Raw genomic sequence first — 22,091 nt, 5'->3', positions numbered from 1 at the left:
AGCGCAAAGCCGCGTTGCTTCCTTGACACAATTCGGCAGGGAGCCCGTCTCATGATCAAGTGGATCATCATTCTTCTGATTGTCGCCGCGGCCGCGAGCCTGCTCGGCATGCCGGCGCTGGCCGGCGCTGCCGCCTTGGGCGCGCGCATCCTGATCGGCATCGTGCTGATCATCTTCCTGCTGATCGTGCTCGGCGTCTTCGCGGTAACCTAAGCGCGACCTCTTGGTCGTCGCAGCGCGACCTCTTGGTCGTCGCTGGCGCGCCGGACTGGTAATTCCCGCCCGTTTCCGCCATATAGCGCCAAACGGACGCGGAAATGACGGGAAAGATGGCAGGCACTGCCCCCTTCGCCAAGATGAACGGCATCGGCAACGAGATCATCGTTGCCGACATGCGCGGCCGTGCCGACAGGGTGACGGCCGCCGCGGCCATCGCGCTCAACGCCGATGCGGCGACGAAGTTCGACCAGATCATGGCGATCCACGATGCGCGGACGGCTGGCACCGCCTACTATGTCGACATCTTGAATTCGGACGGCACCGGGGCGCAGGCCTGCGGCAACGGCATGCGCTGCGTGGTGCAGGCTCTAGCCGCCGAGACCGGACAGAAGATCTTCACCTTCGAGACCCGCGCCGGCATCCTCAACGCCAAGGAACATGCAGACGGGACGATCTCGGTCGACATGGGCAAGCCGCGCTTCGGCTGGCAGGAGATCCCGCTGGCGGAAGAGTTCCGCGACACGCGCATGATCGAATTGCAGATCGGCCCGATCGATGCGCCGGTGCTGCACTCGCCTTCGGTCGTGTCGATGGGCAACCCGCACGCCATCTTCTGGGTCGACCGCGACGTCTGGTCCTACGAGTTGGACCGCTTCGGCCCGCTGCTCGAAAACCATCCGATCTTTCCCGAGCGCGCCAACATCACCATCGCTCAGGTGACTTCGCCTGAGACGATGATCATCCGCACCTGGGAGCGCGGCGCCGGCCTCACCAAGGCCTGCGGCTCGGCGGCCTGCGCCGCCGTGGTGGCGGCTGCCCGCACCAAGCGCACCGGCCGCAGCGTCTCGCTGATGACGCCCGGCGGCGGCGAGCTCAATGTCGAGTGGCGCGACGACGATCACGTCATCCTCACGGGCGCCGCCGAATGGGAATTCTCCGGCAGCTTCGACCCCTCGACCGGCGCCTGGGCACGCGACACCGAAAGCGCCGCGTGATGTCCGCTCTTGCCAAAGGTCCGGCGGCCGAAGGGCCCATCGCCACGGGCATTGACGTGGTCACGTTCGGCTGCCGCCTCAACACCTATGAATCGGAAGTGATGCGCCGCGAGGCCGAAAGCGCCGGCCTCGGAGCGCTCCCAGGCGGCGCCGTCATCTTCAACACTTGCGCCGTCACCGCAGAAGCGGTGCGCCAGGCCAAGCAGGCGATCCGCAAGGCCCGCCGCGAGAACCCTGAGGCGCGCATCATCGTCACCGGCTGCGCGGCGCAGACCGAGCCGCAGAACTTCGCCGCCATGGACGAGGTCGACCTCGTGCTCGGCAATGAAGAGAAGCTCAAGGCGAACTCCTACCGCGCGCTGCCCGATTTCGGCGTCAACGACACCGAGAAGGCGCGCGTCAACGACATCTTCTCGGTGCGCGAGACGGCGAGCCACATGGTCGACGCTATCGAAGGCCGGGCGCGCGCTTTCGTCCAGGTGCAGAACGGCTGCGACCATCGCTGCACCTTCTGCATCATCCCGTACGGCCGCGGCAATTCGCGCTCGGTGCCGATGGGCGCCGTGGTCGAACAGGTGAAGCGTCTGGCCGATAATGGTTATGCCGAGATCGTGCTCACCGGCGTCGACATGACCAGTTTCGGCGCCGATCTGCCCAGCAGCCCGAAGCTCGGCAGGCTGGTGAAGACGATCCTGCGCCAGGTGCCGCAGGTGAAGCGGCTCAGGCTCTCCTCGATCGATTCCATCGAGGCCGACGACGACCTGCTCGACGCCATTGCCACCGAGCCGAGGCTGATGCCGCATCTGCATCTGTCGCTGCAGTCGGGCGACGACATGATCCTGAAGCGCATGAAGCGCCGGCATTCGCGCGACCAGTCGATCCGCTTCTGCGAGGACGTGCGCAAGCTCCGCCCCGGCATCGTCTTCGGCGCCGACATCATCGCCGGCTTCCCGACCGAGACCGAGGCGATGTTCGAGAACTCGGAAAAGATTGTCGAGGAGTGCGGCCTCACGCACCTCCACGTCTTCCCGTTCAGCCCGCGCGAGGGCACGCCCGCCGCACGCATGCCGCAGGTCCGCCGCGAGGTGGTCAAGCAGCGCGCCGCAAGGCTGCGCGCCGCCGGCGAGGCCGCCTATCGCCGTCATCTGGCGTCCCTTGCCGGCACCCGCCAGTCAATCCTGGTCGAGCGCGACGGGCTCGGTCGCACCGAAGGCTTCACGCTTGCCGCGATTGCCGCTGGCCAGCCGGGCGAGATCGTCGAGGCTGTTGTCACCGGCCATGACGGCACCCGCCTGATCGCGGCCCCGCTTGCCGCCCAAGCCGCCTGAGACTGCGAGAAGCATGGCTGGTTTCTTCAAGAAGATATTTTCGTTCGGCAAGAAAGAGGTCGTCGAGGAGCGTATCGACGAGACCGCGCCCCTGCCGCCGATCAAATGGGACGCGCTGGAGGCGCTGAAACCGGAAGCCGAGCAGGCTGCGCCGGAGCAGGAGCCTGCGCCCTACCCTCCCCTCGATGGGGAGGGTCGCCACGAAGTGGCGGGGCGGGGTGAAAGCGCCGACGCCGGCGCCAGTCACCCCCGAGCTGCGCTCGGGACCTCCCCCATCGAGGGGGAGGTAGGGTCAGCGCTCGAACCGGCACCCACGCCTCAACCGGCGCCCGAGGAGCCGAAACCCGAGCCTGCTCCGGCCATCCCGCCCGCGCCGGAGCCCGTCATTCCGTCCGAGCCGGAACCGCTGCCCGAGCCCAAGCCGGAAGAAGAACCGCAACCGGCTCCGGAGACACCCGAGCCGCCGGCGCCGGAAGAAGTGCCGGTGCCGCCGGCCGAGCCCATACCGGGCCCTGCGCCCGAGCCGAAACCGCAGGAAGTGCCGCCGCCCGCCCCGACCGAGCCGGACATCGTGCCGTCGCGACCGGAAAGGCTGCCGGAACCGGCGCCCGTCGAAGTGCCGACGCCACCGAGCGAGGTTCCAGCCGAGACGCCGACACCTCTCGAAATCCCGCCGGCGGAAGCTTTGCCCCCCATTCGCCGGCCTGCGCCCATCGAGCAGCAGCCGGTGCGCGCCGAGATCGCGCCGGAGGTCGAAGCCGCGCCAGCGCCCCACCCTCCCCTCGATGGGGAGGGTCGCCACGAAGTGGCGGGGCGGGGTGACAGCGCCGACGCCGGTGCCAGTCACTCCCATCCCCGAGCTGCGCTCGGGACCTCCCCCATCGAGGGGGAGGTAACGCTGGCGCCAGTTCCTTCGCCTTCAACGCAGCCTGCACCGCCTCCGCTCTCCGCCGGCAAGGTGACGGTCGCCAAAAAGGTCGAGCAGAAGGCCGAGACGCAAAAGGCGGCGGAACCGGCGGCGAGACGCTCCTGGTTCCAGCGCATGCGGGACGGGCTCGCCCGTTCCTCGCGCGAGCTCACCGGCAACATCGCCGGCGTCTTCACCAAGCGCAAGCTGGACGAGGACACGCTGCAGGACCTGGAGGACGTGCTGATCCGCGCCGATCTCGGCGTCGAAACGGCGCTGCGTGTCACCGATTCGCTCGCCTCCAGCCGCTACGGCAAGGATGTTTCCGATGCCGAGGTGCGCTCGGTCATGGCGGCGGAAGTGGAAAAGGTGCTGACTCCGGTCGCCAAGCCGCTCGAGCTCGACCTCAGCCACAAGCCGCATGTCATCCTGGTCGTCGGCGTCAACGGTACCGGCAAGACCACGACCATCGGCAAGCTGGCGGCCAAGCTGACCGAAGGCGGGCTTTCGGTGATGCTCGCCGCCGGCGACACGTTCCGCGCCGCGGCGATCGAGCAGTTGAAAATCTGGGGCGAGCGCACCAAGTCGCCGGTCGTCGCCTCCAAGCTCGGCGCCGATGCCGCAGGCCTCGCCTATGACGCCTTCGAGAAGGCGAAAGAGGCGGGCTCGGACGTTTTGATCATCGACACCGCCGGGCGGCTGCAGAACAAGACCGAGCTGATGGCGGAGCTGGAAAAGATCGTGCGCGTGCTGGGCAAGCTCGATCCGGAGGCGCCGCACACCGTGCTGCAGACGGTCGACGCCACCACCGGCCAGAATGCGCTGAGCCAGGTCGAGATCTTCCGCAATGTCGCCGGCGTCAACGGCCTGGTGATGACCAAGCTGGACGGCACGGCGCGCGGCGGTATTCTGGTGGCGATCGCCGCCAAGCACAGATTGCCGGTCTATTTCATCGGCGTCGGCGAGCAGGTCGACGACCTCGAACCGTTTTCCGCCAGCGAGTTCGCCCGGGCGATCGCCGGCGTGGCTTGACCAAGGCGTGATCTGCCCGGAGCCGCCTGCTTTTCGGCCAGATCATGCGCAAGAAGGACTTTTATGAACATCATCGAACGCGACCCGTCCGATCCGCGCCGCAAGCCGCTCATGCCCGGCTTGAAGTTCCTGCTCGAGCTGGGACCCGGCCTGGTGTTCTTCTTCACCACGATCCGCGGCGAATGGCTGGCCGGAAAATTCCCGATCCTCACCCATCTCGGCGAACCGATCCTGATCGCCACCGCGTTTTTCATGGTGGCGACGGCGCTCTCGCTCAGCGTGTCATGGGCACTGACACGCAGCCTGCCGCTGATGCCGCTCGCCTCGGCGGTGATCGTGTTCGTGTTCGGCGCGCTCGCTCTGTACCTGCAGGACAAGACCTTCGCCTTCATGAAGCCGACCATCATCAACGCGCTGTTCGGCTTCACGCTGCTCGGCGGGCTGGCCTTCGGCAGGCCGCTGCTCGGCCATGTGTTCGATTCGGCCTTCCAGCTCGATGCCGAAGGCTGGCGCAAGTTGAGTTTCCGGTGGGGGCTGTTCTTCCTGTTTCTGGCCGTGCTCAATGAGGTTGTCTGGCGCAATTTCTCGGAAGCGACCTGGCTATATTTCAAGGTCTGGGGCACGATTCCCATCACCTTGCTCTTCACCTTCAGCCAGATGCCGCTGATCATGCGCCATTCGCTGGAGGAAAAAGCCAAGGAAGAGAACGCCGGCAAGTAGAGCAATTCCAGGAAAAGTGTTTAACGGTTTTCCGTTCGGAATTGCGTCAGGATAAAGAGCAATTCCAGGAAAAGCGCACAGCGGTTTTCCGTTCGGAATTGCGTGAAGACAGGGGGGACGGGATGGAATTCCTCACCACGCGCGACGAGCTGAGGACGATCTACAAGACGCCCCGACCGACCGACGGCTCGATCCGCAAGGAGCTCAAGGCGCTCGACGTCCACTGCCGCTCCTTCATCGGCAAGAGCCCCTTCGTGCTGATCGGCTCGTCGGACGGCGCCGGCAATGCCGATGTGACGCCGAAGGGCGACAAGCCCGGCTTCACCGCCATCCTCGACCAGAACACCATCGCCATTCCCGACCGTCCAGGCAACAACCGGCTGGACACGCTGGAAAACATCATCCGCAATCCGTCCGTCGGGCTGCTGTTTCTCATTCCCGGCATGAACGAGACGCTGCGCGTCAACGGCGACGCCCGCATCACCATCGATGCCGGCCTGCGCGAGCGTCTGGCCGTCGACGGCAAGGAGCCGCAGAGCGTCATCGTGGTGACGGTCAAGGCCGCCTACATGCATTGCGCCAAGGCCTTCATGCGCTCCGAGCTGTGGAAGCCGGAGACCTGGTACGACCGCGCAACGCTGCCGACGCTCGGCCAGATCATCCGCGACCAGCTCGCGCTGGCCGAGAGCGCCGGAGAGATCGACCGCGAGCTGGACGACGATTACAGGCAGACCATGTGGTAGCATTCGGAACGACTCACCCGTTCCGTCCGGCTCATCCCCTTGATCGAAATCCTCGCCATTTCCGGCAGCCTGCGCGCCGCCTCGACCAATTCGGCCCTTGTCGCGGCTTTAGCCGCCAATGCGCCGGCGGATTGCCGCGCCACCGTTTATGACGGTCTTGGCCGGCTGCGGATCTTCAATCCCGACGATGAGGGCGAGCGCACGCCGTGCGAAGCAGCCGCCCTGATCGATGCCGTCACCCGCGCCGACGGCGTCATCGTCTCCTGTCCGGAATATGCGCATGGCGTGCCGGGCGGCATGAAGAACGCGCTCGACTGGCTGGTGTCGCGCGATGCCGCGGTCGGCAAGCCGGCGATGCTGGTGCATGCCTCGCCGCGCTCGCTCTATGCCCGGGCGGCACTCGCCGAGATCATGCGCACCATGTCTTTCGCGCTTTACGAGGACGCCGCGCTCGAGATCGCGCTGCTCGGCAAGAAGCCGCCGGAGATCGAGGCGATCCTGGCGGAGCCGGCCAACCGGCAAGCGATGCGCGAGGCGGTTCAGAGCTTCGCCGCCTTCATTCGCGCCCGCTGAGCGGCGGCCATCGGCTACCTCTGCGTTCCTTCGCACCCCCCTCTGTCCTGCCGGACATCTCCCCCGCAAGGGGGGAGATTGGATGTCAGTTCTGCTTTCGCAAATCACCAACATCGCAGGAAAAGCGCCGCAGGCGACGCTGCCAATCTCCCCCCTTGCGGGGGAGATGCCTGGCAAGGCAGAGGGGGGTGCTGTCCCGCCAACATCCGACATCTTCAGGTTTGCCTCAGCCCCCGAGATCCGCGTGGCGGTATGCGACGATCACATTCAATACGTCTTGGCGCCGTTCACCATCAGCCAGACCACATAGAGCGACGTGGTGCCACAGATATAGAGGCGGTTGCGCTTGGCGCCGCCGAACACGCAGTTGGCGACCACTTCCGGCACCTTGACCTTGCCGATCAGCGTGCCGTCGGGATCGTAGCAATGGACGCCGTCGGCGGCGCTCGTCCAGATGCGCCCGCTTTCGTCGAGCCGAAAACCGTCGAACAGGCCGGTCGTGCAGTCGGCGAAGACCTTGCCGCCCGAGATCTTCTTGCCGGCCTTGCCGACATTGAAGACGCGGATATGCGCCGGGTTCTTGGCGCCATGCGTTCGGCCCGTGTCGGCGATATAGAGCAGGCTTTCATCGAGCGAGAAGGCGAGCCCGTTGGGCCTGACCATGTCGGTGATGACGGCATCGATCTCGCCCGTGCCGGGGTCGACGCGGTAGACATTGCAGGCGCCGATCTCGCTCTCGGCATGATCGCCCTCATAGTCGCTGTCGATGCCGTAGGCCGGATCGGTGAACCAGATCGAACCGTCGGAGCGGACCACGACGTCGTTGGGCGAGTTGAGCCGCTTGCCGCGCCATTTGTCAGCGATGGTGATGATGGAACCGTCATGCTCGGTGCGGCTGACGCGCCGGCCCGAATGCTCGCAGGTGAGAAGCCGGCCCTCCCGGTCGACGGTGTTGCCGTTGGAATTGCCGGAGGGCTGGCGGAAGACGCTGACGCTGCCGTCGGTCTCGTCATAGCGCAGCATGCGATTGTTGGGGATGTCGGACCAGACCAGGTAGCGGCCGGCGGCGAACCAGGCAGGGCCTTCCGCCCAGCGGCATCCGGTGAACAGCTTCTCCACCCGCTCATTGGCGTTGACCAGCCGCGAGAAACGCGGATCGAGAACTTCATAGTCGGCGGCCGTCATGCTTTTCCTCCCGGCATTCACGTGCGCATGAAGGACGCGCGACGCTGTGGGGCGATCAAGCCAGCCGGCGAGCAATCTGGCAAGATCGACGATGACACTTCACCCTATCTCGTGTTTGTCACGACGACCTGCGGGGCCGACATGCGGGTAACGGCCGGTTAACCGGCTATGCGCTGGTTGCAATGGTGCATTGCAACATCTTTCTTTTGCAATGCACCATTCCTATGTCATGCTCGCAATCGATCAAGGGAGGAACAAACCCGCCGCAGGAATGCGGCAGCAAAGGAACCTCGTCATGATCTTCGACAACATCGTCTCCCGCGCTCGCACCAACATCGCCAAGCGCCGCCAGTACAACCGTCTCGTCGCCGAAATTGAGAACCTGTCGAGCCGTGATCTCGCCGATCTGCGCGCCGACCGCTCCGAGATGCTCTACCAGATCCACAAGCAGATCTACGGCTGAGCCACCCGGCGCGGGGCCTGACGGCGCGTTGAGATTCAGGTCAGGCCGAGTCGAAAATGGTGGTTTCCGAGAACCGGAGCGGAGCGTACTCTAAAGTACGTGAGCACCGGAAGCGCAGGAAGCCGCCATTTGCAGGCCGGCCTCACCTGAATATCAACGCGCCGTCAGCGCTTTCTCGATCTGCGGCAGCAGCAGATCCCTCGCCGATTCCGGTGTCAGCGGCCCGACATGCTTGTAGGCGATCTTGCCGTCCTTGCCGATGACGAAGGTCTCCGGCACGCCATAGACGCCCCAGTCGATCGCGGCTCGGCCGGCCGGATCGACCCCGATCGCCTGATACGGATTGCCGAGATCGCCGAGGAAGCGGCGGGCGTTTTCCGGCTCGTCCTTGTAATTCAGCGCGGCAAGCGTGAAGCGCTTGTCCTCAGACAGCGCCAGCAGCACCGGATGCTCTTCCCGGCACGGCGCGCACCACGACGCGAAGACGTTGACCAGCGTCACCTTGCCGGCGAAGGCTTTCGAATCGAGACCCGGCAGGCTCGTCCCCTCCAGCGGCGGCAGATTCGTCTGCGGCGCCGGCAGGCCGATCAGGGCCGAGGGGATTTCCGACTCGTCGCGGCCGGACAGGAGCTGTGAGAGAAACAGCCCCGCCAGGCCCAAGAAGACCAGCAGCGGCAAGAGCACGAACAGGCGGCGGCGCGGCGGCGACGGCATTTTCGTTTCGACGCTCACGGCTTCGTGGTCCCGGCCTTGTCGGAGCGGCGCCGCACGCCGGAGGCTTCGAGCGCTGCAAGATCGCGCCTGCGCGCCCGCTGGTCGATGAGGACCCAGCCGATCAGCCCGGCCAGCACGATCGCCGTGATGGCATAGGCCGCGGTGACATACAGAGCATGCGCGCTCACGCCCACCGCTCCCTGCGCGCGCCTTCCGCGCCTGCCTTGCCAATCCGTTCGATCATGCCTTCCCTTAGCCCTGCATCGCAGGCTGCGCAATCAGGCGCGGCGCCGCAGATTGAGAACGTTCCGCAGGCCTCAATCCGTCCCGTGACGCAATGCCAGCGCCGCCGCCAGCGGCCCGATCACGGCAAGAAACAGCGTCAGCGCGGCAAGAATGAGGAAGGGCGGCAGGAACGGCGCCGGATCGGCCACCGCGCCGTAGCTGGCCGAGACGCCGAAGATCAGCACCGGAATGGTGAGCGGCAGCACCAGCACGGAGATCAGCAATCCGCCGCGCGGCAGCGCAACCGCCACAGCCGCCCCGGCGGCGCCGATGAAGGTGATGGCCGGCGTGCCGACGAGAAGCGTCAGCGCCGTGGCGCCGATCGCAACCGGCTCCATGTTCATGAACAGGCCGAGCAGCGGTGCGGCTATGACCAGCGGCAGCACGCTGCCTGTCCAATGCGCCACGCATTTGGTCAGCACCGTCAGCGCCAGCATCTGGCGGTCGTAGTTGAGCACAAGCAGGTCGAGCGACCCGTCCTCGCGGTCGGCCTGGAACAGCCGGTCGAGCCCGAGCAGGCAGGCGAGCAGCGCGGCGATCCACAGGATCGCGGGGCCGATGCGCGACAAAAGGTTGAGGTCCGGCCCGACGCCAAACGGAATGGTGGCGATCACCGCCAGGAAGAAGATCACGCCGACCAGCGCCCCGCCGCCGGCGCGGATGGACAGGCGGATGTCTCGGAGGAAGAGGGCTAGCATGATTTGAGATGCCTTCGCCCAGGCACCCCCCTCTGGCCTGCCGGCCATCTCCCCCTCAAGGGGGGAGATTGGATATCATCCCGACCTTCGCCAATCTCCGGGGTAGCAAGGCTGGCGGGGCGTCCGATCTGCTGATCTCCCCCCTTGAGGGGGAGATGCCCGGCAGGGCAGAGGGGGGTGCCTGGCGCCGACATCAACTAACTTCCCCCATCCTCAACCCCTTCGCCCCCTCCAGCCCCAGCGGCAGATGCGTAGCCGCCACCACAATTCCTCCATCCTCCAGATGCCCCCTCATCAGCCCCGCAAACCGCTCCTCCGACGCCTTGTCCAACCCCGCCGTCGGCTCATCGAGCAGCCAGACCGGGCGCCGGCTGACCAAAAGCTTGGCGATTGACGCGCGCCGTCGCTGCCCGGTCGAGAGATAGCCGAACGGCAGGTGGCCGATGCCGCCGAGCCCGACAGTCTCCAGCGCCTCTTCCACGTCAATCGCCGGCTCACCCTGGAAGGCGCGCCAGAAGCCCAGATTCTCTTCCACCGTGAGCGCCGTCTTCATCGCGTTGAGATGGCCGAGATAATGCGAGGCTGAAGTGACCGTGGGAAACGCTTCGCCGCCGGCCTCGACCCGCACCGAACCCTCGGCTGCCGGCAGCAAGCCGGCGATGACCCTCAGAAGCGTCGACTTGCCGGCGCCGTTCGGCCCGGTGACGACGAGCGCCTCGCCCTTTTCGAGCGCGAATCCGATGCCGGAAAAGACCGTCTCGCCGCCGCGCTCGCCGCCCAGATTTTCGGCGATCAGCCGCATCCTTGCCCGTCCCGAAAGCACCGTTTCGCGGCCGCCGCCGCATCGCACAAATTCGTCTTTCGACTGTCTAGAACTATTCCAGGAAATTCTCTATATGCGGTTCATCCGTGCCAGCGGTCGGCGCGGGAGAAGAATTAGCGCCGAACCAGCGCACGCGCCGCCTTGAACGGCTCGGGTTGCTTGGGAGCGGACAGCGGAAATGGCCGTACCCGCACCTTTGCGCGTGATTGCCATCGGCGTCCGTTCCCTTTCAGGCTGAACAGACAAGGACGGATCGCACGTGTCAAAATCCCTCGACAGCTTCAAATGCCGCCGCACCCTGACCGCGGGTGGCGCAGATTATGTCTACTTCGACCTCACCGAGGCCGAGAAGAACGGCCTCACCGGAATCGCCCAGTTGCCCTATTCGATGAAGGTGCTGCTGGAGAACCTGCTCCGCAACGAAGACGGCCGTTCCGTCACCAAGGAAAGCATCCAGGCAGTCGCCGCATGGCTGACCGACAAAGGCACCGCCGGCGTCGAGATCGCCTATCGCCCGGCCCGTGTCCTGATGCAGGATTTTACGGGCGTCCCGGCGGTGGTCGATCTCGCGGCCATGCGCGACGGCATCAAGGCGCTCGGCGGCGATCCGGAAAAGATCAATCCGCTGGTGCCGGTCGACCTCGTCATCGACCACTCCGTCATCGTCGACGAGTTCGGCACGCCGATGGCCTTCGCCCGCAATGTCGAGCTCGAATATGAGCGCAACGAGGAGCGCTACAAGTTCCTGAAATGGGGTCAGCAGGCCTTCCGCAACTTCCGCGTCGTGCCGCCCGGCACCGGCATCTGCCACCAGGTCAATCTTGAATATCTCGGACAGGTGGTGTGGACCAACGCCGAGGACGGCGAGACCACCGCCTATCCCGACACCTGCGTCGGCACCGATTCGCACACCACCATGATCAACGGCCTCGGCGTGCTCGGCTGGGGCGTCGGCGGCATCGAGGCCGAGGCCGCGATGCTCGGCCAGCCGGTCTCCATGCTCCTGCCGGAAGTCATCGGCTTCCGCCTTACCGGCAAGCTGAAGGAAGGCGTCACCGCCACCGACCTCGTGCTCACCGTCACCCAGATGCTGCGCAAGAAGGGCGTCGTCGGCAAGTTCGTCGAGTTCTTCGGCCCCGGCCTTTCCAACATGACGCTGGCCGACCGCGCCACCATCGGCAACATGGCGCCGGAATATGGCGCCACCTGCGGCTTCTTCCCCGTCGACAGCGAGACCATCCGCTACCTCACCATGTCCGGCCGCGAGGAGAACCGTATCGCGCTGGTCGAGGCCTATTCCAAGGCGCAGGGCATGTGGCGCGACGCGGGTTCCGCCGACCCGGTCTTCACCGACCTGCTCGAGCTCGACCTCGGCGATGTCGTGCCGTCGATGGCCGGCCCGAAGCGCCCGGAGGGCCGCGTCGCCCTGCAGGACATTCCCGACGGCTTCGCCAAGGCGATGGAGACCGAATACAAGAAGGCGGCCGAGATCTCCAAGCGCTATGCGGTGGATGGCGCCTCCTACGATCTCGGCCATGGCGACGTCGTCATCGCCGCCATCACTTCCTGCACCAACACCTCGAACCCGAGCGTGCTGATCGGCGCCGGCCTGCTTGCGCGCAACGCCAACCGGCGCGGCCTGAAGCAGAAGCCGTGGGTGAAAACCTCGCTGGCGCCCGGCAGCCAGGTCGTGGCCGAATACCTTGAAAAGTCTGGCCTGCAGAAGGAGCTCGACCAGATCGGCTTCAACCTGGTCGGCTTCGGCTGCACCACCTGCATCGGCAATTCCGGCCCGCTGCCCGGCCCGATCTCCAAGACCATCAACGATAAAGGTTTGATCGCTGCCGCGGTGCTCTCCGGCAACCGCAACTTCGAAGGCCGCGTCTCGCCCGACGTGCAGGCGAACTACCTCGCCTCGCCGCCGCTGGTGGTGGCGCATGCGCTGGCCGGCACGGTGACCAAGGATCTCACCACCGAGCCGCTCGGCGAGGGCAGCGACGGCAAGCCGGTCTATCTCAAGGACATCTGGCCGACCTCGGCAGAGATCCAGGAGTTCATCGAGAAGAACGTCACGCGCGAACTGTTCGCCCGCAAATATGCCGATGTCTTCAAGGGCGACGCGTACTGGCAGAAGGTCAAGGCGCCGGAAGGCCAGACCTATGCCTGGGACGATCATTCGACCTATGTGCAGAACCCGCCTTATTTCGCCGGCATGGGCCGCAGCTTCGGCAAGATCGGCGACATCAAGGGCGCGCGGGTGCTCGGCCTGTTCGGCGACAAGATCACCACCGACCACATCTCGCCGGCCGGTTCGATCAAGGCCGCATCGCCGGCCGGCAAGTACCTCACCGAGCACGGCGTCGGTGTCGCCGACTTCAACCAGTACGGCACGCGGCGCGGCAATCATGAGGTGATGATGCGCGGCACCTTCGCCAACATCCGCATCCGCAACCACATGCTGGGCGAGAACGGCCGCGAGGGCGGCTACACGATCCACTATCCCTCGAAGGAGGAGATGTCGATCTACGACGCCGCGATGGAATACAGGAAGGAAGGCGTGCCGCTGGTCATCTTCGCCGGCGTCGAATACGGCAACGGCTCCTCGCGCGACTGGGCGGCCAAGGGAACGAACCTGCTTGGTGTCCGCGCGGTCATCGCCCAGTCCTTCGAACGTATCCACCGCTCGAACCTGGTCGGCATGGGCGTCATCCCCTTCGTCTTCGAGGAAGGCACCTCATGGGCTTCCCTCAACCTCAAGGGCGACGAGCTGGTCGAGATCGACGGGCTGGACACGATCAAGCCGCGCCAGAAGATGGTCGCCAAGGTCACCTACGGCGACGGCACCGTGAAGAACCTGCCGATCGTCTGCCGCATCGATACGCTGGACGAGCTCGACTACTTCAAGAACGGCGGCATCCTGCAATACGTGCTGCGCGATCTGGCTGCTTAGCAGCGAGGCAGTAGGCAGTAGGGCTTAGGCAGTAGGGAAAGACCCCCTACTGCCTACCTGCCTACTGCCTACTGCCTAATCAAACCGCCGCCTACCAAGCATTAGCCGGCCGACCCGAAAGTCCTGATCCGGTTCGCTCGCAATAGAGATTGTCCGGCATCAGCAGGCTTTACCTCATGGCGGCGATGCGGCTTCGAAATCGAACCGCGTCGAAAAATGCAGCCGCCTCTCCTGCCGCCGCCTTACCTGCGGTCGCGGCGACAAAATTTCACCGCAACGTGACTTCCCGTTGACTGTCCGTTCTGCCACATATTTTAGCAATCAGAACAAGGCCGGCGTCACCGGCGGGAATCGGAACAGTCATGGCATCTCGAGGACCATTGCGGCTTGCGGCAATAGCGCTGGCCCTTTCAACGTTTGTCGGCGCCGCGCTGGCAAGCGAGCCCGAGAAGCCTCAAGCCGATAAGGTTCAGGCCGAAAAGCCGCTGGGCGTGGTTGAGCTGTTCACCAGCCAGGGCTGCAGTTCCTGCCCGCCTGCCGATGAATTCTTCGCCGAGCTGGCCGCCAAGGAAAACATCGTCGCGCTCGCCTACCACGTCAATTACTGGGACTATCTGGGCTGGCAGGACACGCTGAGCAACAAGAAGAACACCGACCGGCAGTATGATTATATGCGCGCTTTCGGCAGCCGCTCCGTCTACACGCCGCAGGCGGTCATCAACGGCCGCAGCCATGTCAATGGCGCCAGCCGCAGGGACGTCGACGGCGCGTTGGCCCGGATGGACAGGGTGGGCGAGGGCATGCGGGTCGGCATCAAGGTGAGCCGCACCAGCGACCGCGTCATGATCGACGCCGGCGATGCCGGCAACGGCCCGAGCGACGCCCATGTGGTGATCGTCTATTTCGATCCGCCGCAGATGGTGAAGATCGGCCAGGGCGAGAACAGCGGCCGCAGCCTGACCTACTGGAACGCCGTCTCCGACATCCAGACCGCCGGCATGTGGCACGGCAAGGCGCAGCGTTACGAATTGCCGATGACCGAGATCGCCAAGAAGGGCGGTTGCGCGGTGCTGCTGCAGTCCGTCGGCAAGGACGGCATGCCCGGCCCGATCCTCGGCGCCGCCTTCATCCGCAAGCCGTGATTGCCCCCTTCTCCCCTTTGTTTGGACCGGGGACATCGCGAACAGGTGTGCGAAGACATCGCGAACAGTTTTGCATGCTATCGGGCGAGGGCATTGAGGTCGATGGTTTCTATTTTCTGATGTCTGAACCAGGCGTCGAAGACGCCGTCGGTGGCGGTGGGGCGGAAAGCGACGGACTTTCCGGCGAAGGCCCGGCACAAGCGTATGGTTCGGCCGAGAATGGAGACGAAGCCGTGCTGCTGAACGCGGCGGATGAGATCGTCCTTGGCATATTCGAACGGCTCGACTGTTTCGCGATACTGGCGCGGCGAGGCCTGGTAGCGATCGAGCGGCACGCCGCCGCCCAAGGCATCGTGGGGACGCTGGGCGTTGTAGACGTGGCGCCACTGGTCGAATGCATCCTGAGCCTCGGCGAGATTGGCGAAGGGCGGTCCCTGCAATGCCTCGGCCTTGAGCGAACGATGGAAGCGCTCGTCCTTGCCGAGCGTCTGCGGATGGCAAGGCCTGGAGTGGCTGACGGCGATGCCAATCTCGATCAGCCAGACGGTGAGCAAGGTGAAGTCGTTGCGGCCGCCATCGCCCCAAGGCGGACCATTGTCTGTGGCGATGCGCCACGGCAGGCCATAGCGACGGAAGGCGGCGATCAGCCGGGCTTTTACGGTTTCGGTGGTCTGGTCGGCGCAGGCCGACAGCGCGATCGAGAAGCGCGAATGGTCGTCGAGCACGGTAAGCGGATGCAGCCGGCCGGCGCGCAAGGCAACGTGGCCCTTGAAGTCCATCTGCCACAGGTGGTTGGGGGCGGCATGCTCGAAGCGAATGAAAGGCTGGGCTCCGCCGCCCAAAGCCCCCAGCTCGATACCGTTGCGGCGCAGGATGCCGGTGACCGTCGAGGCCGCCGGCGTGCCGATGCCTTCGCGGGCAAGCACCCGCGCGATCTTGCGCCCACCCCAGGCTGGATGCGCCACACGCACCGAAACGGCTGCCGCCTCCACCTCCGGCGCGCTGCGTGCCGGGCTCGACAGTGGTCGCCGAGACTGCTCCGCCAGGCCGGCCGCCCCTTCCATCCGATAGCGCGAAAGCAACTTGTGGCCACAGGTCCGGCCAATGCCGAAGCGCCGGCACAACGCGCTCACATTGGCGCCAGGCGCCAGCGCCAATCTCACGAACTCTTCTTTCTGGCTCATCACGCTTCTGGCCTCGAATGGCATCCCGAACCCCCTCGCGCAAAACGCGCAAAACTGTTCGCGATGTCTTCGCACACCTGTTCGCGATGTCCCCGGTCCAAACACCCTTGTGGGAGAAGGTGTCGCCGAAGGCGACGGATGAGGGGTGTTCCAGCGGAGTGAGACGTCGGCGTTCCCTGGAGCACCCCTCATCCGTCTCGGCGCTGCGCGCCGATCCACCTTCTCCCACAAGGGGAGAAGGGGGCGCTCCAGCCATTAAAAAACCGGCGTCAGCTTGCTTCTGACGCCGGTCATTCAGGTTTTGGGATCGTCGCACCTGATTTTTCCAAGGAAAAACCGAGGTTGGTTCGATCCGACGCTGACCCGTGGGCGGGGGGCTTGGGGTTTACGAGCCGGTGCCGGACCGAACCGTCTCAGGCAACGCCGGTAAACTCGTTGGACATTGGGGCATGAGCGCGGATAATTTGTGGCGACAATGTGGCGAAGCATCACCAATGACAACACACGTTTCGCAAACGTGACTGGACCTTTCGGAAACCGCGCGACGCTCCGCGTGCTTCGCCGGCCCTTGCAATTCGACCGCGAAAGCGCGAACCTTGGCTGGCGCACGATTCAATCGAAGGATTGACGCATGACCGATCACAGCAGCGGGATGGAGGATGGGGAAGCATCCGGAATATTGATCCCGCTACACGAGGCGCGGCGCGAACGCCTCGATCAGCCGGTACGCTTTGACCGGCGCGAACTCGACCAGATCCTGAGGCTCTATGGACGCATGGTGGCGGCCAACGAATGGCGCGACTATGCGATCGATCATCTCTCTGATCGCGCTGTGTTTTCGGTCTTCCGCCGCGCCAGCGAGGTGCCGCTGTTCCAGATCGTCAAGGACCCGAAGCTGGCGCGCCGGCAAGGCGCCTTCGCCGTCATCGCCGCCGGCGGACGCATCCTGAAGCGCGGCCAGGAACTCGGCCGCGTGCTCGGCGTGTTCGATCCCAAGCTGAAACTGGTGCAGGCCTGAGTTGGGAATTGAAGAACTGGAATTGAGGAACTGAAGAACTGAAGAACTGAAGAATTGAAGAACTGAGGAATGACGAGTTGAAGAATAAGGCGCTTGGCGCGCCCGGTGTAACCGTCGCCTTCTTTTGTTCTTCAGTTCCTCAATTCCTCAATTCTTCAGTTCCCCTTGAGCCCCTCCCGGAATTTCCGCTCGGGCAGCGCCTCCGGATCCGGAGGCAGCTCTGCGCCGCCATTGAGCGGCAGTTGCATGAACACCGTGTCCAGCCAGCGCCCGTGCTTGTAGCCCGACCCTTCCAGGCGCCCGGAATGACGGAAGCCAAGCTTCTCATGCAGCCGCACGGAAGCGCTGTCGGCATGGCCGTCGCCGATCACCGCGATGATCTGGCGAAAGCCGGCCAGGCGAGCCGCCTCGATCAGCGCCTGCATCAGCAGGAAGCCGACACCCTGCCCCTTGGCCTCGGGCGCGACATAGACCGAGTCCTCGACGACAAAGCGATAGGCGGGCCGCGGCCGGAACGGTCCGGCATAGGCATAGCCGAGCACCGAGCCATCCTTCTCCGCCGCGAGATAGGGAAAGCTGCCCGCCGCTAAGCTGTCGAATCGATTGCCCATTTCGGCGCGGCTGGGCGGCTCCAGTTCGTAGCTCGCCGTGCCGTGAGAGACCGCGTCGGCATAGATTTCGGTGATTCGGTCGAGGTCTGCCGCGGTCGCGGCTCTGATTGAAATACTGCTCATAATTTGTGCAAATCACTTTCCTGCCTCGATAACAGCAGAGGAACACACAAAAGGAAAGGGCGGCCGTTGGGCCGCCCTTTCCGAAGTCTATGGTCCAGCCGGACCGTGAGCCCGTCTTAGCGGCGGTCGCCCATGAACTGCAGCAGGAACATGAACAGGTTGATGAAGTCGAGATAGAGCTGCAGGGCGCCCATGATCGCCTTGCGGCCGGCAACGTCCGCGACATCACCCTCGAAATACATCTCCTTGATCTTCTGCGTGTCGTAGGCGGTCAGGCCCGCGAACACCAGCACGCCGATCGCCGAGATGGCGAAGGCAAGCGCCGAAGACGCCAGGAAGATGTTGATGACCATGGCGATCAGCAGGCCGATCACGCCCATGATCAGGAACGAGCCGACGGGCGTCAGGTCGCGCCTGGTCGTGTAACCATAGAGCGACAGGGCGCCGAAGGCTGCGGCCGTGGCGAAGAAGGTCTGGGTGATGCTGGTGCCGGTGTAGACGAGGAAGATCGTCGACAGCGACAGGCCGACAAGGCCGGCATAGACCCAGAACGTGGTCTGCGCCGCCGCCACGCTCATCGACTGGATCCTGAACGACAGGAACATCACGGCAGCCAGAGGCGCCAGGATGACGACCCAGCGGAACGCACTTGCGTAGATGAGCTGGCCGAAGGCGGTCAGTTGGCCATCGCCCGTGACGGCGAGCTGGAACGCGCCCCAGGCGGCAAGGCCGGTGATGAGCAGGCCAAGCCCCATCAGGTTGTAGACTTTGATCATATAGGCCCTGAGGCCCTGATCGATATCGACGCGCGCGCCGGGGGCGGCGGACGTCTGGTAGTTGCGAATGGGATCAGCCATTGAAAATCCTCTGTTGCTTCTGCCCCGTCCGGTGACAGGTCCCCTGGAATGACCACTTTGGAAGTGACCCCTTTGGACCAGGCGCCGCTGGCAGGGGCTCCAGCATGCCTGCGCAAAATATGATGGTTCTTGACGTCAAGAACAAGACGGTAACCGCGTGCAACGCCGCGTGAGAAGGCAAAAGGCCGGTTTCCGGCCCTTCCGCGCGGCATTGTTACGAAGATTTAACGCGAGGGTCGATCTTCAGGGCGCGGTATCAGAGGTTGCGCAACACCGGCGCCGCCTTGTGGCCGAGCACCCGCCAGGTGCCGGCGAGGCCGATGCCGACGGTGACCGCCAGCGAGACGAGGATCGTCGCCACCGCCACTTGCGGCATGAAGTGCGACGGCAGCGTCATGATATGCGCGACGACGAACCATGCCGCGACGCCGCCGGCGGCCAGCGCGAACAGCGCCGTCGCAAGGCCGATCAGCATATATTCCAGCGAGAAGGCGGCGATCAGCGTTTTCCGCGTTGCGCCGAGCGTCTTCAGCACCACGGCGTCGTGGATGCGCGCCCGGTTGCCGGCGGCCAAAGCGCCGGAGAGCACCAGCACCGAGGCGATCAGCGCCACGCCGGCGGCGGCGCGGATCGCCGTGCCCAACTGCGCGACCAGCCGGTTGACGATGTCGAGCGCGTCCTTGACCCGGACCGTCGTCACCGCCGGAAAGGCGCGGGTGACCGCGTTGAGCAGCCGGGCATCGTCGGCCGTGGCGGCACCTTTGTCGGTCAGCGTCGCCAGCCAGCCATGCGGCGCGCCGGCGAACGTGTTGGGCGAGAACACCATGACGAAATTGATGCCCATGGTTTCCCACTCGACCTGGCGGAAACTGGCGATCTTCGCCGTCACGTTGCGGCCGAGCACATTGACGGTGACCGTGTCGCCGAGCTTCAGCCCGATCGCCTTGCCTTCCTCCGCGGAGAACGACACCAGCGGCTCGCCGGAATAGTTCTGCGGCCACCACGCGCCTTCAGTCAGCGTGGCGTTTTCCGGCTGCTTGGCGTCATAGGTCAGCCCTCGGTCGCCGCGCAGCACCCAGGCGCCTTCCGCCGGGATCGTCACCTTGTCGACGTCGATGCCGTTGAGCGCCATGATCCGGCCGCGCAGCATCGGAACCTTGACCAGCGTCCCATGCGGCGCCTCCTTTCCGACCAGGGCGGCGAAGGCATCGACATCGCCGCCCTGGATGTCGACGAAGAAGAAGTTGGGCGCCCGCTCCGGCAGGCTGCCTGAGATCTGCCGTCTGAGATTCCCGTCGATCAGCGCCAGCGTCACCAGCAGCGTCAGGCCGAGCCCGAGCGACAGCACGACCGACGGCGTCAGCGCGCCGGGACGGTGGATGTTGCCAAGCGCGAGCCGAAGCGACACGAACCGCACGCGGGGGCTCCGGCTGGCTACCCATTGCACCAGCGCCGCCACCAGCCGCAGCACCAGGAAAGCGAAGACCGTGGCGCCGACGAAGATCGAGGCGATGCGACGATCGTCGGCCGAAAGGATGGCCAAAGCCGCCAGCGCGAGCACGATCGCGAGTGCGGCGCCCGCATAAGGCAGACGTGGCAGGCCGCGGCTTTCAAAGCCCATCTCGCGAAACAGCGCTGTCGCCGGCACGTCGCGCGCTCGCCCGAGCGGCAGGAGCGCGAAGGCCAGCGTCACCAGCAGGCCGAACAGCGCCGCGAGCGCGAGCGCGCTCGCGTAGAACCCGCCTTCCGCGGGCACCGGAATGACCGATTGCAAAAGAGTGCTCGCCACGAACGGCATCGCGGCGCCCAGGATCAGGCCGAGCACGATGCCGAGGCCGGCAATCAAGAGGATCTGCACGAGATAGACAGTGAAGACGAAACCGCCGGAGGCGCCGAGGCTTTTGAAGGTGGCGATGACGCCGCGCTTGCCGTCGAGATAGGCGCGCACCGCATTCGCCACGCCGACGCCGCCGACCACCAGCGCGGTCAGCCCGACCAGGGTCAGGAACTGCGAGAAGCGCTCGATGTTGGACGAGAGCGCGGGTGCGGCGTTGCTGCGAGTGCGGATCGACCAGCCGGCCTGCGGAAATTCCTTTGCCGCCTCGGCCTGGATTTCCTTGATCCGCGCCTCTGACGCGCCGTCGGGCAGCCGCACCTTGTAGGCGTTCTCGACCAGGCTGCCGGGCTGAACCAGTCCGGACGCGGCAAGCCCTTCGCTCGAGATCATCAGCCGCGGCGCGAAGCCAAAGCCGTCCGAGATCGCGTCAGGCTCGTTGACCAGCCTGGCCCTCAGCTCGAAAGTGGCGCTGCCAAGCTTCAGCCGGTCGCCGATATGGAGATTGAGGCGATCGAACAACAGATCGGGGGCGGCGGCGCCGAAGATGCCGGACCTCTCGCCGAACAGCTCTTTTCTCGGCAGCGGCGGGTCTGTCTCCAGTGTGCCGTAAAGCGGATAGCCGTCATCGACCGCCTTGGCCTCGACCAGCGCCTGGTCCGAGCCGTCCTCGAGCCGCGCCATCGAGCGCATGCCCGAATTCAGGGACACCGTGCCCAGACTGTCGAGGAAGCCGAGCTCGGCATTGGAAGCGCTGCGCTGGTTGATCTGGAAGCGCAGATCGCCGCCGAGCAGCGTCTGGCCCTGATTGGCGACGCCGGCGGTGATCGCCTGCGCCACCGAATTGACCCCGCCGATCGCCGCGACGCCGAGCGCGATGCAGGCGAGGAAGATCATGAAGCCGGACAGGCCGCCGCGCATCTCGCGCAGCGAGAAGCGGACGGCGAGCTTCAATGTGCGCGGCATCAAGCCGGCACCTTCACGGACCTTGGCGCATCCTCGATCCGGCCGGAGCGCATCGACACCTGGCGCGCGCAGCGGGCCGCGAGCGCCGGATCATGCGTGACCAGCACCAGCGTCATGGCGCGCTCGGCGGCCTTGGCGAAGAGAAGGTCGGCGATCTGCTTTCCCGTCGCCTGGTCGAGATTGCCGGTCGGCTCGTCGGCAATGAGGATGCGCGGCGAGGGCGCCAGCGCCCTGGCGATCGCGACGCGCTGCTGCTCGCCCCCGGACAGCTCGCCAGGGTAGTGCGTCACACGGTCGCTCAGGCTCACCGCCGCCAGCTCCCGCGCCGCCACGCCGAACGGATCGGCATGGCCGGCAAGCTCCAACGGCACCGCGACGTTTTCGAGCGCCGTCATGTTGGGGATGAGATGGAAGGACTGGAAGACAATGCCCACGTTTCGCCCCCGAAACGATGCAATCTGGTCCTCGCTTTTGCCGTTGAGCAATTCGCCGGCGATTCGCACCGTACCCTGGTCGACCCTTTCCAATCCGGCCAGGACCATCAGCAGGGTGGACTTGCCGGAGCCCGAGGGGCCGACGATGCCGGTGGCCTCGCCCGCCGCCACATCCAGGCTGACGCCTTTCAGCACGTGGACGGAGGAAGCGCCCTCGCCGAGCGTCAGCGAGACATCCCTCAGTGCGATGACGGCTTCTGTCACAATGAAAGCGTCCTATATGGTGG

Annotated in this window: 21 protein-coding genes; 11 read left to right on the top strand and 10 right to left on the bottom strand. The window is 65.3% G+C overall.

Annotation, left to right across the window (positions count from 1 at the left end; all coding sequences use genetic code 11):
- The first annotated feature begins 51 nt into the window (after window positions 1–51).
- The 7 genes from EJ070_RS09875 (at window position 52) to EJ070_RS09840 (ending at window position 6,517) form a co-directional block, all read left to right on the top strand.
- Window positions 52–213: a DUF1328 domain-containing protein gene (locus tag EJ070_RS09875; RefSeq protein ID WP_082296467.1), complete on the top strand. Its 162-nt coding sequence runs from the start codon at window positions 52–54 to the stop codon at window positions 211–213.
- A 116-nt stretch (window positions 214–329) separates the two neighbouring features.
- Window positions 330–1,214, top strand: coding sequence for a diaminopimelate epimerase (gene dapF / locus EJ070_RS09870; RefSeq protein WP_126095699.1), 885 nt, complete (start codon window positions 330–332; stop codon window positions 1,212–1,214).
- Window positions 1,214–2,542: a tRNA (N(6)-L-threonylcarbamoyladenosine(37)-C(2))-methylthiotransferase MtaB gene (gene mtaB, locus EJ070_RS09865; protein ID WP_126091182.1), complete on the top strand. Its 1,329-nt coding sequence runs from the start codon at window positions 1,214–1,216 to the stop codon at window positions 2,540–2,542. The genes dapF and mtaB overlap by 1 nt, the downstream gene beginning before the upstream one ends.
- Window positions 2,543–2,555: 13 nt before the next feature.
- A complete protein-coding gene (gene ftsY / locus EJ070_RS09860) occupies window positions 2,556–4,481 on the top strand; it encodes a signal recognition particle-docking protein FtsY (protein ID WP_126091181.1) in 1,926 nt (641 codons plus the stop codon).
- A 63-nt stretch (window positions 4,482–4,544) separates the two neighbouring features.
- Window positions 4,545–5,201 (top strand): septation protein A, encoded by a 657-nt coding sequence (locus EJ070_RS09855; RefSeq protein ID WP_126091180.1) that lies wholly within the window; start codon window positions 4,545–4,547, stop codon window positions 5,199–5,201.
- A 122-nt stretch (window positions 5,202–5,323) separates the two neighbouring features.
- Window positions 5,324–5,944, top strand: a complete 621-nt coding sequence (locus tag EJ070_RS09845) for a pyridoxamine 5'-phosphate oxidase family protein (protein WP_126091178.1) — start codon at window positions 5,324–5,326, stop codon at window positions 5,942–5,944.
- Between the two features lie 39 nt (window positions 5,945–5,983).
- Window positions 5,984–6,517: an NADPH-dependent FMN reductase gene (locus tag EJ070_RS09840; RefSeq protein WP_126091177.1), complete on the top strand. Its 534-nt coding sequence runs from the start codon at window positions 5,984–5,986 to the stop codon at window positions 6,515–6,517.
- Window positions 6,518–6,784: 267 nt separating this feature from the next.
- Here EJ070_RS09840 and EJ070_RS09830 read toward each other — a convergent pair whose 3' ends face one another.
- Window positions 6,785–7,702 carry an SMP-30/gluconolactonase/LRE family protein gene (locus EJ070_RS09830; RefSeq protein WP_126091176.1) on the bottom strand — a complete coding sequence of 306 codons (918 nt, stop codon included), beginning with the start codon at window positions 7,700–7,702 and terminating at the stop codon, window positions 6,785–6,787.
- Between the two features lie 295 nt (window positions 7,703–7,997).
- On the opposite strand from EJ070_RS09830, the gene EJ070_RS09825 reads away from it, so the two are divergent.
- Window positions 7,998–8,165 (top strand): hypothetical protein, encoded by a 168-nt coding sequence (locus tag EJ070_RS09825; protein ID WP_126091175.1) that lies wholly within the window; start codon window positions 7,998–8,000, stop codon window positions 8,163–8,165.
- A gap of 153 nt (window positions 8,166–8,318) precedes the next feature.
- On the opposite strand, the gene EJ070_RS09820 is transcribed toward EJ070_RS09825, so the two are convergent.
- The 4 genes from EJ070_RS09820 to ccmA form a co-directional block, all read right to left on the bottom strand.
- Window positions 8,319–8,897 (bottom strand): DsbE family thiol:disulfide interchange protein, encoded by a 579-nt coding sequence (locus EJ070_RS09820; RefSeq protein ID WP_126091174.1) that lies wholly within the window; start codon window positions 8,895–8,897, stop codon window positions 8,319–8,321.
- Window positions 8,894–9,067, bottom strand: a complete 174-nt coding sequence (ccmD, locus tag EJ070_RS09815; RefSeq protein ID WP_126091173.1) for a heme exporter protein CcmD — start codon at window positions 9,065–9,067, stop codon at window positions 8,894–8,896. Before ccmD ends, EJ070_RS09820 begins: the two co-directional genes overlap by 4 nt.
- A gap of 129 nt (window positions 9,068–9,196) precedes the next feature.
- Complete coding sequence (ccmB, locus tag EJ070_RS09810) at window positions 9,197–9,862, bottom strand: heme exporter protein CcmB (protein ID WP_126091172.1); 666 nt, start codon at window positions 9,860–9,862, stop codon at window positions 9,197–9,199.
- A 193-nt stretch (window positions 9,863–10,055) separates the two neighbouring features.
- Window positions 10,056–10,664 (bottom strand): heme ABC exporter ATP-binding protein CcmA, encoded by a 609-nt coding sequence (gene ccmA / locus EJ070_RS09805; RefSeq protein ID WP_126091171.1) that lies wholly within the window; start codon window positions 10,662–10,664, stop codon window positions 10,056–10,058.
- A gap of 280 nt (window positions 10,665–10,944) precedes the next feature.
- Here ccmA and acnA point away from each other — a divergent pair, with 280 nt between their 5' ends.
- Together acnA and EJ070_RS09795 are read left to right on the top strand one after the other, a co-directional pair.
- The gene (gene acnA / locus EJ070_RS09800) at window positions 10,945–13,635 is read left to right on the top strand and encodes an aconitate hydratase AcnA (protein WP_126091170.1); all 2,691 of its coding nucleotides are present in this window, start codon (window positions 10,945–10,947) and stop codon (window positions 13,633–13,635) included.
- 362 nt (window positions 13,636–13,997) lie between these two features.
- Entirely contained in the window at window positions 13,998–14,777 is a 780-nt protein-coding gene (locus tag EJ070_RS09795; protein ID WP_126091169.1) for a thioredoxin family protein, read from the top strand.
- 77 nt (window positions 14,778–14,854) lie between these two features.
- Here EJ070_RS09795 and EJ070_RS09790 read toward each other — a convergent pair whose 3' ends face one another.
- Window positions 14,855–15,985: an IS481 family transposase gene (locus tag EJ070_RS09790; protein WP_126091168.1), complete on the bottom strand. Its 1,131-nt coding sequence runs from the start codon at window positions 15,983–15,985 to the stop codon at window positions 14,855–14,857.
- A gap of 607 nt (window positions 15,986–16,592) precedes the next feature.
- Between EJ070_RS09790 and EJ070_RS09780 the strand changes: the two genes are divergently transcribed.
- A complete protein-coding gene (locus tag EJ070_RS09780) occupies window positions 16,593–16,979 on the top strand; it encodes a DUF2794 domain-containing protein (RefSeq protein WP_126091167.1) in 387 nt (128 codons plus the stop codon).
- Between the two features lie 155 nt (window positions 16,980–17,134).
- Here EJ070_RS09780 and EJ070_RS09775 read toward each other — a convergent pair whose 3' ends face one another.
- From EJ070_RS09775 to EJ070_RS09760, 4 genes are all read right to left on the bottom strand, one after another.
- Window positions 17,135–17,713, bottom strand: a complete 579-nt coding sequence (locus EJ070_RS09775; RefSeq protein WP_126091166.1) for a GNAT family N-acetyltransferase — start codon at window positions 17,711–17,713, stop codon at window positions 17,135–17,137.
- 116 nt (window positions 17,714–17,829) lie between these two features.
- Entirely contained in the window at window positions 17,830–18,570 is a 741-nt protein-coding gene (locus EJ070_RS09770; protein ID WP_126091165.1) for a Bax inhibitor-1/YccA family protein, read from the bottom strand.
- A gap of 256 nt (window positions 18,571–18,826) precedes the next feature.
- On the bottom strand, window positions 18,827–21,370 hold the full coding sequence (locus EJ070_RS09765; RefSeq protein WP_126091164.1) for an ABC transporter permease: 2,544 nt from the start codon (window positions 21,368–21,370) through the stop codon (window positions 18,827–18,829).
- A complete protein-coding gene (locus EJ070_RS09760) occupies window positions 21,370–22,068 on the bottom strand; it encodes an ABC transporter ATP-binding protein (protein WP_126091163.1) in 699 nt (232 codons plus the stop codon). Before EJ070_RS09760 ends, EJ070_RS09765 begins: the two co-directional genes overlap by 1 nt.
- Between the last annotated feature and the right edge of the window lie 23 nt (window positions 22,069–22,091).

The sequence above is a fragment of the Mesorhizobium sp. M1E.F.Ca.ET.045.02.1.1 genome (assembly GCF_003952485.1).
Taxonomy (GTDB): Bacteria; Pseudomonadota; Alphaproteobacteria; order Rhizobiales; family Rhizobiaceae; genus Mesorhizobium.
This window is presented reverse-complemented; position numbering and strand designations above follow the sequence as displayed.